The organism is Atopobium sp. (assembly GCF_034113385.1).
Taxonomy (GTDB): domain Bacteria; phylum Actinomycetota; class Coriobacteriia; order Coriobacteriales; family Atopobiaceae; genus Atopobium.
In genome coordinates, this window is record NZ_JAXEXL010000004.1 from 1 (window position 1) to 17,283 (window position 17,283).

The 17,283-nt window shown below is 46.1% G+C and carries 14 protein-coding genes; 8 read left to right on the top strand and 6 right to left on the bottom strand.

Annotation, left to right across the window (positions count from 1 at the left end):
- The 4 genes from SPD80_RS01045 to SPD80_RS01060 all read right to left on the bottom strand — a co-directional run.
- The coding region (locus tag SPD80_RS01045; protein ID WP_320828066.1) for an aminotransferase class I/II-fold pyridoxal phosphate-dependent enzyme at positions 1-884 on the bottom strand (884 nt) is incomplete at its 3' end.
- Between the two features lie 84 nt (positions 885-968).
- Positions 969-2,453 carry an amino acid permease gene (locus tag SPD80_RS01050; protein ID WP_320828068.1) on the bottom strand — a complete coding sequence of 495 codons (1,485 nt, stop codon included), beginning with the start codon at positions 2,451-2,453 and terminating at the stop codon, positions 969-971.
- 89 nt (positions 2,454-2,542) lie between these two features.
- Positions 2,543-3,538 carry an ornithine carbamoyltransferase gene (gene argF / locus SPD80_RS01055; protein ID WP_320828070.1) on the bottom strand — a complete coding sequence of 332 codons (996 nt, stop codon included), beginning with the start codon at positions 3,536-3,538 and terminating at the stop codon, positions 2,543-2,545.
- Positions 3,539-3,662: 124 nt separating this feature from the next.
- Positions 3,663-4,913 carry an arginine deiminase gene (locus SPD80_RS01060; protein WP_320606079.1) on the bottom strand — a complete coding sequence of 417 codons (1,251 nt, stop codon included), beginning with the start codon at positions 4,911-4,913 and terminating at the stop codon, positions 3,663-3,665.
- Positions 4,914-5,578: 665 nt separating this feature from the next.
- Between SPD80_RS01060 and rlmD the strand changes: the two genes are divergently transcribed.
- From rlmD to SPD80_RS01085, 5 genes are all read left to right on the top strand, one after another.
- Complete coding sequence (gene rlmD / locus SPD80_RS01065; protein WP_320828071.1) at positions 5,579-6,904, top strand: 23S rRNA (uracil(1939)-C(5))-methyltransferase RlmD; 1,326 nt, start codon at positions 5,579-5,581, stop codon at positions 6,902-6,904.
- Positions 6,905-6,964: 60 nt separating this feature from the next.
- Complete coding sequence (locus SPD80_RS01070) at positions 6,965-7,612, top strand: tRNA (cytidine(34)-2'-O)-methyltransferase (RefSeq protein ID WP_320828072.1); 648 nt, start codon at positions 6,965-6,967, stop codon at positions 7,610-7,612.
- Positions 7,613-7,863: 251 nt separating this feature from the next.
- A complete protein-coding gene (locus tag SPD80_RS01075) occupies positions 7,864-8,427 on the top strand; it encodes a hypothetical protein (protein WP_320828073.1) in 564 nt (187 codons plus the stop codon).
- A gap of 2 nt (positions 8,428-8,429) precedes the next feature.
- The gene (locus tag SPD80_RS01080; protein ID WP_320828074.1) at positions 8,430-10,226 is read left to right on the top strand and encodes an energy-coupling factor transporter ATPase; all 1,797 of its coding nucleotides are present in this window, start codon (positions 8,430-8,432) and stop codon (positions 10,224-10,226) included.
- Entirely contained in the window at positions 10,219-10,965 is a 747-nt protein-coding gene (locus SPD80_RS01085) for an energy-coupling factor transporter transmembrane component T (protein WP_320828075.1), read from the top strand. The genes SPD80_RS01080 and SPD80_RS01085 overlap by 8 nt, the downstream gene beginning before the upstream one ends.
- Positions 10,966-10,997: 32 nt before the next feature.
- Here the strand turns inward: SPD80_RS01085 and pcp are convergent, their stop codons facing one another.
- A complete protein-coding gene (pcp, locus tag SPD80_RS01090; protein ID WP_320604664.1) occupies positions 10,998-11,687 on the bottom strand; it encodes a pyroglutamyl-peptidase I in 690 nt (229 codons plus the stop codon).
- A gap of 208 nt (positions 11,688-11,895) precedes the next feature.
- Between pcp and SPD80_RS01095 the strand changes: the two genes are divergently transcribed.
- Complete coding sequence (locus tag SPD80_RS01095) at positions 11,896-14,268, top strand: C69 family dipeptidase (RefSeq protein WP_320828076.1); 2,373 nt, start codon at positions 11,896-11,898, stop codon at positions 14,266-14,268.
- Positions 14,269-14,404: 136 nt separating this feature from the next.
- Here the strand turns inward: SPD80_RS01095 and SPD80_RS01100 are convergent, their stop codons facing one another.
- Positions 14,405-15,559 carry a CobW family GTP-binding protein gene (locus SPD80_RS01100; RefSeq protein ID WP_320828078.1) on the bottom strand — a complete coding sequence of 385 codons (1,155 nt, stop codon included), beginning with the start codon at positions 15,557-15,559 and terminating at the stop codon, positions 14,405-14,407.
- A 117-nt stretch (positions 15,560-15,676) separates the two neighbouring features.
- Here SPD80_RS01100 and SPD80_RS01105 point away from each other — a divergent pair, with 117 nt between their 5' ends.
- Both SPD80_RS01105 and SPD80_RS01110 read left to right on the top strand, forming a co-directional pair.
- On the top strand, positions 15,677-16,315 hold the full coding sequence (locus SPD80_RS01105; protein ID WP_320828079.1) for a Maf family protein: 639 nt from the start codon (positions 15,677-15,679) through the stop codon (positions 16,313-16,315).
- On the top strand, positions 16,306-17,271 hold the full coding sequence (locus SPD80_RS01110) for a P1 family peptidase (protein WP_320828081.1): 966 nt from the start codon (positions 16,306-16,308) through the stop codon (positions 17,269-17,271). Before SPD80_RS01105 ends, SPD80_RS01110 begins: the two co-directional genes overlap by 10 nt.
- Positions 17,272-17,283: the final 12 nt, after the last annotated feature.

Below are 17,283 nucleotides of genomic sequence, written 5' to 3' on the forward strand. Positions count from 1 at the left end.
GTATCAATCCATGCTTGTGCGATGTCTCTATTTGTAAAGAGAATTTCTTTATTACGAGCAAGAATCTTATCTTTATGACGCAAGACATATGTCGCAAGCGCGTCATTAAAAACACCACCACAAATCATGGTGTAATCACGATATGTACGAATCATATCTGCAATTTCTTGCGGAGCAATAACCCAACCTATGCGCGCCGCAGGAGTTGAATAGGTTTTTGAAACCGAGTTGGTAATGATGGCTTTCTCATATACATCAATCATCGACTCGTACTCATCCGTATATTCCATCGGAAGATATACCTCATCGCACAGCACATAAGCGCCCACGCTGCGAGCAATCTCAGCTATCTGCTGTAATGTCTCACGCGATAAAACCGTACCAATAGGATTTGATGCATTATTAATGCAAATAAGTCGAGTGTTGGGACGAATCATTTTGCGCAAATCTTCAATGTCTGGATTCCAGCCCAATTCTTCCTTAATCTGCCAATACTCAATATCAGCACCTAGTGTACGAGGTATTTCATAGAGCGGTGCATACGTGGGCCACTCAGCGATAACATGATCACCAGGACGAATTATTGACATAAGTGCATTCCAGTTGGCACCAGTACAACCATTGGTTTGCAAAATATGCTCTGGATTAATTTCTTTTTTATATAAGTTCTGTACTTCAGCCTTAAACTCAGGTGATCCTTCTATCCACCCATAGTTCATTTTTTGCTTATCGAGAAGCTCATAAAAAGAAGCTCCATCGGCATTATCAAGCGCACGGATTTCACTCATCGTTAACGATGAAATCGTGGATTGTGCAATGTCATACACGGCATCACGCTCATGCACATTAAGCCAGTCTTCCACACCAATAACACTAATATCCATAGCCATCACATCCAGATAAAAAGTGGGAAAGGACGCTATCCCCTCCCACTTAACGGTACATAGATACGTTGAACTAAGCCCTGCTTAGAACACGGGGATAATTCCAATTACGGTAAGGGGAATAGAAATGATTCCCAATAACGTAATAATAATCATAACGATGACTTCTGTCTTAGAGAGGCCTTTTTTCTCTTCAATACGAGCCTTGCGGTAGAAGAACCAGCCAGGAACATATCCAAGACATGCCAGCAGCAAGAAGCCCCAACCAGTAAACAAAACACCTACAACCTGAAAGACCAGCGCCAAAATGCCAAAGAGCATTTGGAGCGTATTACCTTGCTGCATTGAATACTTAAGCTGGTATGCAGCAGCATATGCCCAAGTTACAACAATGGTAACCGTACACATAGAGATTGCGAAGGTGTAAGCATCAGCAGCAAAGGTTGCAATAACAATAAACACCTGAGTGCAGATACCAACAATAATCAAAGACATCTGAGGGGCATTAAACTTATTTCGCACGTCCCAAGATTTAGGTAGCAAACCATGATTTGACATCATGGATGAAGTCTCGGCAGGAAGCATGGTAAAGGACAGCCATGAACCCAGTACAGAAACGACAATTGCCCACGAAATAAAGGCGCCACCCCAGCCAGGTGCAACAAACTCAAAAACCGAAATGGTTGCAGGCTTTGGTGCAGCTACAAGCTGATCATAGGGCATAACACCATAAGGAATAACGGAAGCACCAATATACAGCACAAGCAAAACAATAAGGCCAACGATGGTTGCAGAACCAATCTCAGATTTACGACGAGCGCGTGCAGACATAACTGAAGCGCCCTCAATACCAATGAATACCCACATCATAATGAGGATGCATTGAGTCACTTGATTGGCTACGCCGCCAAGGCCACTTTCATTAGCTGCCATAATAACGGCATTGCGCTCAGCGGTCCCCCAAAAATCGGCTGTAAAAATACCAGCCTTAAATGAGATAACTGCAAAGCAAACAAACAACAAAATAGAAGCAATCTTTACCACCATGACAATTGCGTTGAGCGTCGAAGCACTTTCAACACCACGCAATACCAAATACGTAAGACCCCACAACATTGCAGATACTGCAACAACACCAATAATTGCAGGATTTCCTGTTGCAGGATCAGAAAAGACGCCAGGTAAAAGACCACCTAAGCAATAGTCTGAGCCAAGAACTTGGGCAAGCATGGTAGCAAAACCAACATTACCCAACCATGCGGAAAGCCAATACCCCCAACCAGAGATAAAACCATGCAAAGGCCCAAAGCCTTCTTCAGCATAAGCAACACAACCATCAAGATCGGGACGCTTACCACCAAGATTAGCGAGGGAAAGAGCAAGGAACAAAAAGCCTAAGCCGCACACAAGCCATGCAATAAGAGCTGCGCCAGGAGATGCGACATTAGCAAGCTGGCCAGTAAGGGCAAATACACCCGAACCAATACAAGATGAAACAACAAGACCTACGAGGCCAAAAAAGCCAACTCCGCCCTCATTGTCCACTACAGAGTTAGTGGAATCAGACATACAGTAAATCCTTCCAAACGCATTACATTTCTAAAAGACCTCCCTGGTTGGACCAAGGAGGTCTGAGTACCACTTATGTCAGTATATGCTTACTTCAAAGTTGCGTACATTACAGCCTTGATGGTGTGCATACGGTTCTCTGCCTCCTGGAAAACCTTGGATGCAGGAGACTCAAATACCTCGTCGGTAACTTCCATCTCGGTAATGCCGAACTTCTCTGCAACAACAGCACCCTTCTTGGTGTTGGTGTCATGGAAGGAAGGCAAGCAGTGCATGAAGATAGCATCGTCAGCAGCCATAGCCATAACCTCAGAGGTTACACGGTAAGGCTCCATCAGAGGAATGCGCTGCTTGTAAAGCTCATCGGGCTCACCCATGGATACCCAGATGTCAGTATAGATAACGTGAGCACCCTTTACGCCCTCAGCAACATCAGAGGTAAGCGTAATGGTAGAACCATTCTGAGCAGCAATCTCACGGCAAGTAGCTACAAGATCCTCGGTAGGCATGTTCTCCTGAGGACCACAAGCAACGAAGTTCATACCAAGCTTAGCGCAAACAACCATGAGGGAGTTAGCAACGTTGTTACGAGCGTCACCCATAAATACAAGGGTCTTGCCCTTAATGTCGTTGTTGAAGTTCTCCTTAACGGTAAGGATATCGGCAAGCATCTGCGTTGGGTGGAAATCGTCAGTCAGACCATTCCATACAGGTACACCTGCCTTGTCTGCAAGCTCCTGAACTACGTCCTGATCAAAGCCACGGTACTCAATACCATCATACATACGGCCAAGTACGCGAGCGGTGTCCTCTACGGACTCCTTGTGGCCCATCTGAGAACCAGTAGGCTCAAGATACGTTACGCCCATGCCAAGGTCATAAGCGCCAACCTCAAATGCACAACGGGTGCGCGTAGAAGTCTTCTCGAAAATAAGAGCAACGTTCTTGCCCTCAAGATAGCGGTGAGGAACACCAGTCATCTTCATACGCTTAAACTCGGCAGAAAGGTCGAGCAAGTAGTTGATCTCCTCGGTGGAGAAGTCGAGCAGCTTAAGGAAGCTACGACCAGAAAGGCTTACACCCATGGATACGATCCTTTCAAATAGAAAAACAGTAACCGGGGACTCCCCGGGTGGTACCACTTTAAACAGTACTAATCCGGAGGCGAGTAAAACTCACCTCCGGACCGAAGCTTAGAGCTCTATGAGTTTAGAGATCCTCACGTACGAAAGGCATGCTCATGCAGCGTGGGCCACCACGGCCACGGGAGAGCTCTGCGGAAGGTACAACGAGAAGGTCAAGGCCTTCCTTGTACAGTACGTCATTGGTAACGGAGTTGCGCTGATATACGCAAATCTTACCAGGAGCAACACAAAGGGTGTTGGAACCATCGTTCCACTGCTCACGAGCAGCTGCAACGGGGTCACCGCCACCGCAAGGAATGAGCTTAACAGCGTCAAGACCCATAGCCATTGCAAGAATGTGCTCAAGGGTGTCATTCATCTCTTCAATCTTGACTTCGCCCTCAGCAGCACCCTTGGTGAGCTTGAATACGCGCAGCGTACCCATGATTGCAGGGTGAATGGTGAACTTGTCAACATCAATCTGAGTGAAGACGGTATCGAGGTGCATGAATGCACGAGAGGAAGGAATGTCGAATGCATAGATGGTATCAATCTCGCACTCGTCACCCTTCTCCCAGAACATGTTCTGAGCCATGATGTCGATAGCAGCAGCCTGGGTGCGCTGAGAAATACCAACAGCCAAGGTGTGAGCGTTAATGTTAAGAACGTCGCCGCCCTCAGTGTGATATGCAGAGTCACGACGGAACCACAAAGGAGCGTCATTGTACTCAGGGTGATCACGGAAGATGTACTTACCAAAGAGGGTCTCGCGGTTACGAGTTACGGAGTACATACGGTTGAGGTTAACACCCTTACCTACGATTGCGAAAGGATCGCGCGTGAAGTAGGTGTTAGGCATGGGGTCAATCAAAAGATCAGACTCGCCGTCTGCATCGTGACCAACAAGCTCGTCGAGAAGAGCGGTGGAGTTGGTAGGAAGCTCGAGCTCGTTCTTACGGATACCAGCAATAGACTTCTCTACGAAGGTCTGGGTATCGGTAATGGAGTCCATGAACTCCTTAACAGCTGCACGAGCAGTTGCGCCATGAAGGCCAGACTCATCAAGCCACTGATTGGTGAACTCCTCACGGGAGCCAGCAGCGTCGAGTGCCTCAGCAGTCAACTTCTCGAGGTATACAACCTCAGCACCTGCCTCCTGAAGAAGCTCAGCAAACTTGTCATGCTCAGCCTGAGCTACCTCAAGGAAAGGTACGTCGTCAAACAAAAGACGACCAAGCTCATCGGGGGGAAGATTGAGAAGCTCCTCGCCGGGGCGGTGAAGACAAACCTTCTTCAGAGAGCCAATCTCGCTGTGGACGTAGAGTCCGTTAGCCATGGTCCCTCCTCCTTTCAATGTCGCATCCTGCGACGTATCTGGACTTTGCATGCGTATGCATGCACTACTACCAACACGGCACCGCAGCACACTGGTACCACGTCCGTGGATTTACGCTTATCAATATACATCCATTATTCAATAATGCAATGGAAAAATCTGAACGGTATATTTGTGGCTGTTAACGGTCTTGAAATACTAATCTGCTCATAAACTGAACATATATCCATCATAAACTATGATAATTAACTGGACTTTTACTAATTCGCTAAAGATTTTGTTTATCTTATTTGTAAATATATTCTTGTAATTTACACATTTCTGAGCATTTTTAAGTATTCCATAATATGCAAGATATTGCGTATTTTATGTAATAAATGCTACTACTCGGATATTAAGAATTATGAGTAGCGTTACATTTTCATTTAATTGAGGGCTTACGTGCGAAAGTGCCAGCTTATAAATCTAAGCTAGTACTCATTCGGGGTGAGTCACGGCAAACTTTTTTATGTACTCATAAGAATATTTCTGGCGTGAATTATTTATTTGTTGTATAACCAAGACTCATTTTGTACTAAAGAAGTTGCAATAAAATGGTTTAAGAAAAGTAGAATGTTTTCTTAAAAGCACCAGATTTTGAACATGCTCGCATAGATTGATTCGCAATGGCAGAAACTATAACACTCAAAATTGAGCGCATGACCTATGGAACAGATGCAATTGCACACGATGCCAGTGGCAAAACTGTTTTTGTGTATGGGGGTGTGCCTGGAGATATTGTTTGCGCGCACATTACCTCTAACAACAAAACCTTTAGCAAGGCGCGTGTTACCAAGATTTTAGAGACTGGCCCTTATCATCGTGAAGCTGCTTGCTCTTTTGTTGAGCTTGCAAGCGGCTGTCCGTGGGCACAAATAACCTACGACCAGCAGCTTGTGGCAAAACGAGCTAATGTGGTGGATGCTCTCAAACGCATTGGGCATTTTGACCCACTATATGCAGAGAATCTTGTAGATGAATGTACCTCCCCTTCTTATGAGTGGGAATATCGCAACAAACTTGAACTTGGCTTTACACGTAACCATGGTCGTGCACAGCTTGGTGTGCACGCACTTAATACCAACGAGCTTCTTAAACTTGATACCACTAAGCTGTTGCCAAAACAGCTCGCAAACCTGCCTAAATCAATTTCAGGCGCACTCTCCTATCTATCCAACTCACATAACCTGTCATTTACGCGTGTAGGCATTCGTACCTCAAAACGTACCAACGATGTTGAAGTAGCTTTATGGACAGAGCCTGGAGCGTTTCCTCGTGCCCAAGTTGCACGTGTGCTCAATGATGCATGCAAACTCACGAGCGTGGTCCGTGTTATGAGCAAAGGCCCTGCAAAAGCACGTAAAATCGCAGGTGTAGAGCGTCTGAGTGGCAAGGGCTATTGGACGGAAAAAATCGCTAACGAAACCATGTACTTATCGGCACCTTCTTTTTTCCAAGTAAATACTAAGGGCGCCGAGCGGTTAGTTGAACTCATGATGGAAGGCCTTAAACCTCAAGCGCACGATGTTGCCATGGATTTATATAGTGGCGCAGGGACCTTTACCCTTCCTTTGGCTCGCGCTTGCTCCTTTGTACATGCGGTGGAAAGCTACGGTCCCGCCGTTAAGGATTTGCGCCGTAATGTAGAAAAGGCCGCCTTATGTAACGTTGCGGTTGCTGGTGGTGATGCTGCACGTGAGTTTCCTCACTGTGAAGCAGATATTATTGTGGTAGATCCACCACGTGCAGGTCTAGCTCCTGAAGTCATAGATTTGCTTTGCAAGCAACCTGCTCGTGCAATAGCGTATATATCATGTGATCCCCCCACGCTTGCGCGTGATTTGGCGCGCTTTGCTGCAGATGGCACGTTTGCTCCTGTACGTATCACACCAGTTGACTTGTTCCCGCAAACCTTCCATGTGGAGACGGTCACCATTTTGTTCAGAACGTAAAGCGTATAGGTGCATTTTCATATCTCTTCTGAGATAAAGATTCAAGTAAGGTTACAGTTTATGCTTAATGTTGTGCTTGTAGAACCAGAAATACCTGCAAATACTGGCAATATTGGTCGAACATGCGTGGTAAGTGGGACACGCCTCCACCTTATTAAGCCGCTAGGATTTTCTCTTGATAATAAAAACCTCAAGCGGGCAGGTATGGCCTATTGGCAAAGCCTCGATGTGTGTCTTTACAACAGCTGGGCTGAATTTGTAGAGAAAAACGCTCCCTTTGCAACGCCATCTAAAAAAACAGCCTCCCCTGCAAACGACAGCCTTCCTCAGCTGCATTTCTTAACAAAAAAGGCTCGTAAAACCTATGTTGAAGCGAGCTATCATGACGGTGATTTTATTATCTTTGGCAAAGAAAGCTCCGGCTTGCCAGAAGCGCTTTTGGCAAAGCATGCCTTAGAATGTGAGCGCATCCCCATGCTTACTGACAATAAAGCTTTAGTAAACGGTGATGCTTGGAGCAACAAAAACGCAAATCTTAGCTCAGAAGGTACGCCACGTACGCATGAAGCGCTGCTATCCCAAGATATTTGTGGCAACTTCATTGACCCTGAAGACTATCACGTAAGCGCACTCAATCTCTCTAATGCAGCAGCAATTGTGCTCTATGAAGCATTGCGCCAGATTAATTTTGTTACCATCCAAAAATAATACTTGCATAACAGTGCCATGACGCGTACAGTTCTTAACAATTACAGGAACATTTGAGAAACCCTAAGGAGGCACACGGATGACCTGCCCCGCAGTACAGTTTGTTTCCAACAACTGGTGGTGGTGCACGCTTATGGCGATTGGTCAATCGTGAGTCTTCTGCGCGCACTATACGTAGCACTTGAGGAACTCCCGGGCGACCGGGAGTTTTTTTATGGGTCCAAACACGCACACTAAGAAAGAAGGAACGTATGTCAAAGAGTACCCAGCAGCCACGCACACTTGCTACCGAGAAAACCGATGAGCTTGGGGTTCGTTCTCTCATCCTCCTTGCTGTTCTTCTCGCTGCAGGATTTATCTTAAACTTCACGGTTGGCAAGGCAATTTCGAGCATTTCTGGTGGCATGATTAGCCCTGAGTTTATTATTTCGGCTTTCTGCCTCACCATTTTGATTGTAAAACCACGTGTACACCACGCGTTCATTTTTGGCTTAATCTCTGCTGCTGTCATTCAAATTACCACCACGTCGCCATTTATTGATTTTGCTGCCGAGGGTATTGCAGCGGTGCTTATGGCCGTGCTGGTACATGCTGGTAACAAAATGCCACACACTAAACTCTTGCCTTTTGTAAGCACCTTCATTACTACTACAGTTTCTGGACTTATTTTTATGGCCATCAAAATTGTTATGATTGGCGCCGTTTCACAGCTTATTGCTGCTATGACCCCTGTTATCCTTTTGACTGCCGTATTTAATGCACTGCTTGTACAAAGTCTCTATAAGCCTGTTGTTGACGCCCTCAGGATTGGATAGGTATGAGCCAACAAGCAGCTATAGCTCTTGATGATGTGAGCTTTTCTTATGCGTCTACGCCAGATACCACTAAAGGTCAGAGCTTTGCACTTGACCACATAAACCTTGAGATTGCCACCGGAGAGTTTGTTGGTGTCATTGGTCCTTCTGGTGCAGGAAAATCAACACTGGCAGCCGTACTTTCTGGTGCAATCCCCCACCACACGCGCGGCACACTGTATGGCGCCACGCTGATTCAAGGCCAAGATACCTGCGATGTAAGCCTGACAGATATTTCCCAGCAGGTAGGTAGTGTGCTGCAAGACATCGACTCACAAATGGTCTCCTCAGTCGTAGAAGATGAAATCCTCTTTGGCCTAGAAAACTTTGGCATTCCCCACGAGTTTATCGAGAAACGCCTGGATGATGCCTTGACTACGACAGGTATACGCAATCTACGCCACCGAGATATTGCCACACTATCTGGTGGACAAAAACAAAAAGTTGCCTTAGCTGCTATCTTGGCATTACAGCCTCAAATCCTGATACTTGATGAGCCAACCGCTGCATTGGACCCACGCTCTTCTCAAGCCATATTTGACCTGCTTAAAGACTTATCTCACAACAAGGGCATTACCATCATAGTTATAGAACAAAAGGTTGCTCTTTTATCCCAATACTGCTCGCGCATGCTTGTTATGGACCATGGCCGTATTGCACTTGATGGAGCACCACGAGAAGTTTTGCAACAGAGCAGTCAGTTGCGTGCCATTGGTGTAGACACCCCTCGCGTTACCAGAATTTCCAACAGCTTGTATACGGAAGGGCTTTTAAACACCGCGCATACGTGCATTACGCCGGAAGAAAGCTGTAATCAAATTTGCTCAATACTTACGTCTATTCCTGCCTCCAGCCGCAAGTCTGTACCTCTTAAGGAGTCTGTTGAACGTACAGCTAAAGACAGCGATTCCAAAGGCAACGATTCCCATACTACAGATAACGTGGTTGCTCGTGTTAGTCATGTGTCTTTCTCATATGCAGAAGTTGATGCTATTCATGACCTCAGTTTTACCCTACATGAAGGAGAAACACTTGCGGTTATTGGTCAAAATGGCGCTGGTAAAACCACCCTCACTAAACTTATGAACGGTTTACTACAACCAAAACACGGTAACGTACAGATTGCAGGGATGGACACACGTACTACCCCCACAAGCACATTAGCAGCGTCAGTGGCAACTCTGTTCCAAAACCCAGACCATCAACTGTCTAAAAACACCGTGCTCGATGAGGTATGTTTTACACTTGAGCTTCACGGTTGTGACCGTGCAACAGCACATACCCGTGCACAGGCTGTTCTTGATACTTTTAATCTACCTGCACAAGCATCCCCCTTCCAATTGTCGCGTGGACAACGGCAAATGGTTGCCTTAGCAAGCATTGTGGTCTTACAGCCCAAGCTCATCATTTTAGATGAGCCAACAAGCGGACTGGATTATCGTGAATGTATGACTGTTATGCAGGCTGTCAAGAAACTTACTCAACACTCAACAGCAGTCCTTATGGTGTGTCATGACATGGAAGTAGTACTGGACTTTGCCAATCGTGTACTCGTTATGGCAGATGGGCAGCTGTTAGCAGACGGCTCACTTGCACAAGCCTGCTCTAACCAGCAGCTTATGCAGCAGGCTTTTGTACAGCCTCCCCAAACGCTTGCCCTGGCTACGCAGCTCACTCAAAGAGGCTATCCACGCTACGCGGGCCTTACGCAAGTAGAAGAGTTTATTGCAACTACGCATGAAATGGTGCGCTATGAATAATCTGATTGACTACACACCGGGAACGAGCTTTTTGCACCGCCTCAACCCAGTTACTAAGCTCGTGCTTGCTACATGCATAATTGCTGCAACACTCATTGCTCATTCGTTTATAACGTTGTTGGGATTATTGGCAGTAAGCTTTTTACTTGCTGCACATGCAGGCGTTGTACGCAAATTGAGCACACTTTTATATATGCTCATACCCCTCGCCCTTATTATGGTGCTATTGCAAACCATCTTTATTCAAGAAGGCACGCGCATAGCTGCATGGATTACGAGCAATGGACTCAGTACTGGCATTATGGTTGGATTACGTTTAATTGGTATTGCGCTGCCACTCGTACTTATGCTCATGGTTACGCGCCCCAATGACTTAGCTAATGCATGTGTTGAACTTTTACATATTCCTTATCGTTATGCCTTTACCTTTACTGCGGCGCTGCGCTTTATCCCGCTGTTTTCTAAAGAAATGACAGCCATTATGGAGGCGCAAACTGCCCGCGGCGTACAGTTTGATACCAAAAATCCACTCAAAAAAATGCAGCTTATGATGCCTGTTATTGTCCCACTATTAGTGAGCTCCGTTGCTAAAACAGACGGCGCTGCGCTTGCTGCCGAGCAGCGCGGATTTTACCTACGCAACGCTCAAAGCTCCTACAAACGCTACTCACTTACCCTGCTCGATGCCCTAGCTTTATTGCTTTGTCTAGGTCTTATCGTTAGCGCCGTACTGTTGTAGTCTTTGTTGTTTTCGTCAGTGTACGTGGCTGCTTAACAAAGCGTTCCACTACTTAGGCTCTTGTCCTGTGCCGAGAAGCTCTTGTAATCTGCATCTTTACAGTGTACAGCGGTCTTTAATGCTACGGTAAGGCCTCTTACCATAGTATCCACTGACATACTGGGAGTATTTGCAGCTAAGGTACTGGCCTGCTCAATGGCATAGGGAACATGAATAAACGTACCCTGAGCATGTGGATAGCTCTGTGCCAGCAAATGCAACAAGCGATACATGACTTCATTACACACATAGGTGCCTGCTGTATAAGAGACAGCAGCGGGAACATTTGCTGCTTGCATGGCAGCAACCATTGCTTGCACTGGTAATGTTGCAAAATAAGCTGCTGGACCTTGTGCTACCAATGGTTTGTTATGAGGTTGTGCTCCCGCATTATCTGGAATGCGCGCATCAACGTAATTGATAGCTACAAACTCGGGCGTAATACACGCGCGCCCACCAGCCTGACCAACACAGACTACAATGTCGGGTTGTATTTGAGTTAGTGCAGCTTCCACCTGCTGGAAAGCTACTCCAAACTCCACAGGAATTTGCAGCTTGGTACAACTTGCAGATGCAATGGTATGAGGAAGCTGCGCAACAGCCTCCCATGCTGGATTGATTTTCTCGCCACCAAAGGGTTCAAAACCAGTAACCAGAATGCTGTGGTGCGTTGTCTTTGTCATGCGCTTTATACTCTCATTCAGTTTTTTGACCATATAGCAGATTTGTCTTGCAGGTATCCTCTCACAAAACCACTTGCCGTAAATATGAGCATCCTGCCTTTTTTACCAAGCAAACATGCCGCCGAAACACCTAATATAAGAATCGATAATATGTCCATAGTATGTAAACAGCACTATGGGCAGGTAAACTCGTACGTAAAGGAGAAGCATGATACCAACAAAGAAAGGGTATTCGCTTATCAAAGCAGCGGGTAAAGCTATAACGCTGAGCGCCGCGCTTTTGATGGCGCTTCCCATCGATGCGCTGGCTTGCACTCAGGTGTACGTTGGACCAAAAGCCACAGATAGTGGCAATGTATATGTTGGTCGCACTGAGGACTATGCCCCTCGCCATGGCAAGGTATTTGGCATCCAAGAGCCTCGCACCAACCCAACATTCACCTCTGATGAATCAGATTTTAGCTGGACGTACAAGGGCACCACACATCGTTACACCTATGTACGTGACGTTGCTGGTGACTGGGGCGGCCGCCAAGATGCCTACTCCGAAGCAGGCACTAATGATGCAGGCGTAAGTGTTTCTGCAACCCTTACCACCGATTACAACAAAAAGATAGCTGCTGTTGATCCCTGTGGTAATAAATCAAATCCTGAGTCTGGTATTGGTGAGTACACGGTTACCGATGTGTTACTCGGTTGTTCCAGCAGCGCACGTGATGGCGTAAAGCTCTTGGGTTCCATTATTGATACGCACGGCAACTATGACTGTAACCAGATTACCATCTCGGATGCATCCGAGACCTGGCTATTCATGCAGCTCTCTGGTCACCAATGGTGCGCAATCAACTTGACTGCCGCTGCTCCTGACAAAGTTTCCGTTAATCCCAACATTGGCAAGCTCAAGTTCAAAGTAGATTTGAACGACCCCAATGTATGCATTCACTCTACGGGTATGGTAGAAACTGCAGAAAAGGCTGGTACGGCTACTTACTTTGATGCAGAGAAAACTCAGTTTGATGTTGCCACCTCATATGGTAGTGAAGATTCTGGTACTCCTCAGTACACCCGCTATGCCCAGGGTCATGCTCACTTTGGTGATGTCTTGGCAAAGGGTAGTTACACCATAAACGAGACTGGTGTAACCAGTCTTAACGACCCACAGCTTCTCTTTACCCCTGGCAAGACTGGCATTACCCTTATGGACTCCATGAAGGCACTCTGCGCTCGTGGTGAGGGTACTAACTTTGACGCAAACGCTAACAATAAACTCTACTCAATTGGTAACAACCGTAATGTAGAAGGTCACTTGTTCCAAATTCGTCAAGGTATGTCTCCTGATATTGCTACCATTCAGTGGGAAAATCTTTCTCGTGTAGAGTTTGGCCTGTTTATACCAAGCTATTCTGCACTTCTTACTGAAGTAGATACCAGTATTTATCCCACAATTGATAAGTTCACCAATAAGCACACGGGTAGTGATGAGAAACAAGATTCTGTAGCAGCAGCTATGGATGCATCCACTGAGAATGGCTCTTTGGATTACACCATCATGGATATCAATACCCTGGCCTATAACAATCGCACAGATTTAGCCAAGCCTGTTCGTATGTATCTTGACGCCCTTCAGAAGCAAGTCATTGCTCAGCACAACGTGGTAGATACAGTTATGCAAGCAACACCCGCAGCTGATCGCTCTGCTCTTGCTAATGCTGCTCACAACGCAGTAAGCCAGCAAGCGTATCAGAAATTGCATAATCTTCTGGGCGAGATGCGCGGATGGCTCAAGGGCAGCAAATCCTCTCCCTTTACTCCAAGTGACTGGAATGCAGACACCAAAGACCTCCAAGCACCTGTATACTATGCAACCGCAGTAATTGCTCCTGCAATTACCAGCGTTTCTGACTCAACCACCGTTGCGGTTGATGAGCCTGTAAAGCTATCGGTTGAGGCAAATATCCCTGATGGCATTAAGGGTAGCGACCAGTTCATGAAGGTTGCTTGGTTTAACAAGACTAACGACACAAAGGTAGCTGAAACAGCCACTATTGATGTTGACACCTCCAAGGCTGGCACAACTGAGTACTATGCGGTAGTAACTAATACCATGTCTGGTAAGTACACTATCTCTAAGACGGTAAGCGTTACCGCCGAAGCTACCTACAAAATGGTGAAGGCTCCTACTCAGGTAACCATGGGCCAAGAAGCCACTTTTGTATCCGATGCAGACTTTAGCAAGTTTGTTGAGGTTCGTGTAGACAACAAGGTGGTTGACCCTTCCAATTACACTGCTCAGTCTGGCTCTACTGAGGTAACCCTCAAGAGCTCCTATACTAAGACTCTAGCCGCTGGTGAGCACACACTAGATATTGTGTCTAACGATGGTAAGGCTTCTGCCAAGTTCACCGTTGTAGCCGCTCAAACCAATATGTCTAATGGAACTAAACCTAGCAAGAAGACTAACGGTCTTCTTCCTAAGACAGGCGATTCCACTAACATTGCTATAGCTTCTGCTGTGGGCATTGCTGGTACTGCTTTGGCCTTAGTGGCAATAGACCGTAAGCGCAAGAGCAACGAGGTATAATTACTAGATTCTTGTACGCTCATGGAATACGCCCTCGCAATCATTTGCGAGGGCGTATTTTTGTTTTAGTTCTTATAGTTAAACGTTGTAATCAAACAAATAAGAAATACCATTAGTAACCATACGTACTTACAAACTAAAACTCAATCTCATCCAAATCTTCCCATGTCTCAAGACAGGCATCCAACTCCGCCACAATCCGAGCCTGATCCATATTACGGCCAATAAAACATAGTTTGGTTTGACGATCACCGGTTTCTGTATCCCATTCATCCATAATCTCTGGGTTTTGAGCAATGAGCTGTTGTTGCTGATTCTGAGGAGCACTTGCTACAAACAAGCCATTTTCACTAAGCGTCATTTGACGACCCGCCTGCTCAAACACGAAGCACATATCAGGATCCTGAGAAGCCCATACCATGCCTTTACAGCGAATAATGCCCAGCTCATTCCATTTTTGTAGCACCTCGTTAAAAGCATCCACATTAAAGGGTTGTCGACGACGATACACAAAAGTGGAAATGCCATATTCCAGTACTTCAGGATGATCATGCTCTTCTGGATGCTCCATGGCATGCATCCAAGCAGCGGAGTTATATGCTGTATCAAAGTTAAAGCGACCCGTATTAAGCAGCTTACTCAAAGGAACAACACTGTTTTGAGCTTCAAGAATCTCTGCATCCTTCTGCAGGCTGCCAACTAAACTCTTAAGCTCAGCCAACTGTGCCTTAGAAACTAAGTCAGTTTTATTGAGTATCAACGTAGAACAAAACTCAATCTGTTGAATGAGAAGTGCCTCAAGATCGTCTTCATCGATATTCTCGGAAAGTAAAGACGTGCCACCGTTAAACTCATCATACATACGCGCACAGTCGACCACCGCCACGATGTTATCCAAATCCATGGGTGCATAATCATCACCCCACTTGGTGCGGTCACAAAAAGCACTAATGGTGTATGCAATAGGAATAGGCTCACAGATGCCAGAAGCTTCAATCACGATATAGTCAAACTTACCGCTGCTGGCAATCTCAGACAATTGACGCTCTAAATCTTCCGACAGGGTACAGCACAAACAACCATTGGTCATAGGAATGAGCTCATCGGATTGAGATAGCCCGCCATCTGCAATCAAATGGGCGTCTACGTTAATCTCACCTATATCATTAACAATAACAGCTGCACGAATACCCTCGGTATTAGCTAGCATATGATTGAGCAGCGTAGTTTTACCAGCGCCCAAATAACCCGTAAGCAAAATAATTTTTACTGGAGTTTTTTGCTCTGTCATAGCTTCCCTTCTTTACCTTATACACGTATGCATTTGCTAATACATGTACTGTCTTTATTAAAGTATGCTTCGTCAAACTAGTATACTCATGTGGAATATATTTCTGAAGGGATACCCATGATTCTTGCTTCTGCTTCTCCACGACGTTTGCAGCTTCTACAAGAGATTGGCATAACACCTCTTGTATTGCCTACTCATATTGATGAGTCTCCCCTTCCTGCCGAGAAACCCACTGCTTTAGTAGCTCGTTTAGCACAACAAAAAGCAGCTGTCTGTTGGAAAAACGCTTTACAGAAGTGCGACAGAGCATCTATAGCCAATCAAATCATCGTAGCAGCAGATACAACGGTCTGGTTAAACAACACCAGCTTGGGCAAACCATCCAATACCTCAGATGCCACTCAGATGCTGGAGCAACTATCCGGCAAAACACATCATGTTTCTACGGGAGTACATATGCTTAAGCTTGACAGTGCTGGAGCTATTGCTGCTCAGACAGGTTTTATCGAGACGAGCAAGGTCACGTTTTACAGCCTAAGCGCACAAGAAATTGAGCGCTATGTTGCCACTGATGAGGCCATGGATAAAGCTGGAGCGTATGGCATTCAAGGACAGGGACGCTTGCTTGTCCAAAAGATTGAGGGCGATTTCTTTACCATCGTAGGACTTCCCATTGCACGACTCATGCGAGAAATGCAGTCACTTGAATCAGGACATGAACAAGACAAAAACACTATGGAGGACACATGGGTTTAACTTCCATCACACAAATCCCTGGCATCTACGCTGCACACTACACGAATGAAGAAGCTGCTACGGGCTGCACAGTCATCATTTGTCCCGATGGCGCTACAGGCGGTGTAGACGTTCGCGGAGGAGCGCCTGCCACACGCGAAACTGATTTGTTGCGCCCAGAAGAGACGGTCAATGTCCTACACAGCGTGGTGCTTTCTGGCGGTAGCGCCTATGGTCTTGAATGTATGTCTGGCGTTGCTCATGAGCTTGAGAAGCGTGGTATTGGACTCAATGTGGGAGTAGGTATTGTTCCTATTGTGAGTGGTGCTTGCATATTTGACCTCGCCTGCGGCAGTTTTTCTGTCCGTCCCACCCTTGCCAATGGGATGACTGCCGCAGCTACCGCCCTCGACAACAATGCTCCTCTTGAGCGTGGTAATGTTGGAGCTGGTACTGGCGCTACCGTAGGCAAACTCGCTGGACCTTCTCGTACTATGAAAGGTGGCTTTGGAGAAAACGTCCAGGTAAGCGGCGAGCTTATCTGTGGAGCTGTGGCAGCAGTAAATGCTTGTGGTGATGTTATAGATCCAGTAACTAATATACCAGTGGCAGGTATGCTGGACAAAAACGACCCCTCAAGCATTGCAAACACCATAGATGCACTGACTACCATGGCAGCAAGCATGCCCTTATCGCGCACTAACACGACCATTTCTTGTGTAGTTACTAACGCAAAACTAACTAAAGCTCAAGCAACTAAAGTAGCTCAGATGTCTGCTGATGCCTATGCACATACTATCAAGCCGACGCATACTACGAATGATGGTGATACCATTTTTGTTATGGCAACCGGACAGGTAGAAGTACCTCTTGATGTAGTTGGCGTCCTTGCTACACAAGCCTTAGAACAAGCAATTATAGACGGAGTGAGCAAGGCTAAAACTGCTTACGGTTTTATAGCAGCTCATGACTTATAAACGTACTATGAC

Bases quoted from the DNA above. Each gene is read 5' to 3' on its own strand.
- SPD80_RS01050 (WP_320828068.1), bottom strand. From the start codon at position 2,453: ATGTCTGATTCCACTAACTCTGTAGTGGACAATGAGGGCGGAGTTGGC.
- argF (WP_320828070.1), bottom strand. From the start codon at position 3,538: ATGGGTGTAAGCCTTTCTGGTCGTAGCTTCCTTAAGCTGCTCGACTTC.
- SPD80_RS01060 (WP_320606079.1), bottom strand. From the start codon at position 4,913: ATGGCTAACGGACTCTACGTCCACAGCGAGATTGGCTCTCTGAAGAAG.
- rlmD (WP_320828071.1), top strand. From the start codon at position 5,579: ATGGCAGAAACTATAACACTCAAAATTGAGCGCATGACCTATGGAACA.
- SPD80_RS01070 (WP_320828072.1), top strand. From the start codon at position 6,965: ATGCTTAATGTTGTGCTTGTAGAACCAGAAATACCTGCAAATACTGGC.
- SPD80_RS01075 (WP_320828073.1), top strand. From the start codon at position 7,864: ATGTCAAAGAGTACCCAGCAGCCACGCACACTTGCTACCGAGAAAACC.
- SPD80_RS01080 (WP_320828074.1), top strand. From the start codon at position 8,430: ATGAGCCAACAAGCAGCTATAGCTCTTGATGATGTGAGCTTTTCTTAT.
- SPD80_RS01085 (WP_320828075.1), top strand. From the start codon at position 10,219: ATGAATAATCTGATTGACTACACACCGGGAACGAGCTTTTTGCACCGC.
- pcp (WP_320604664.1), bottom strand. From the start codon at position 11,687: ATGACAAAGACAACGCACCACAGCATTCTGGTTACTGGTTTTGAACCC.
- SPD80_RS01095 (WP_320828076.1), top strand. From the start codon at position 11,896: ATGATACCAACAAAGAAAGGGTATTCGCTTATCAAAGCAGCGGGTAAA.
- SPD80_RS01100 (WP_320828078.1), bottom strand. From the start codon at position 15,559: ATGACAGAGCAAAAAACTCCAGTAAAAATTATTTTGCTTACGGGTTAT.
- SPD80_RS01105 (WP_320828079.1), top strand. From the start codon at position 15,677: ATGATTCTTGCTTCTGCTTCTCCACGACGTTTGCAGCTTCTACAAGAG.
- SPD80_RS01110 (WP_320828081.1), top strand. From the start codon at position 16,306: ATGGGTTTAACTTCCATCACACAAATCCCTGGCATCTACGCTGCACAC.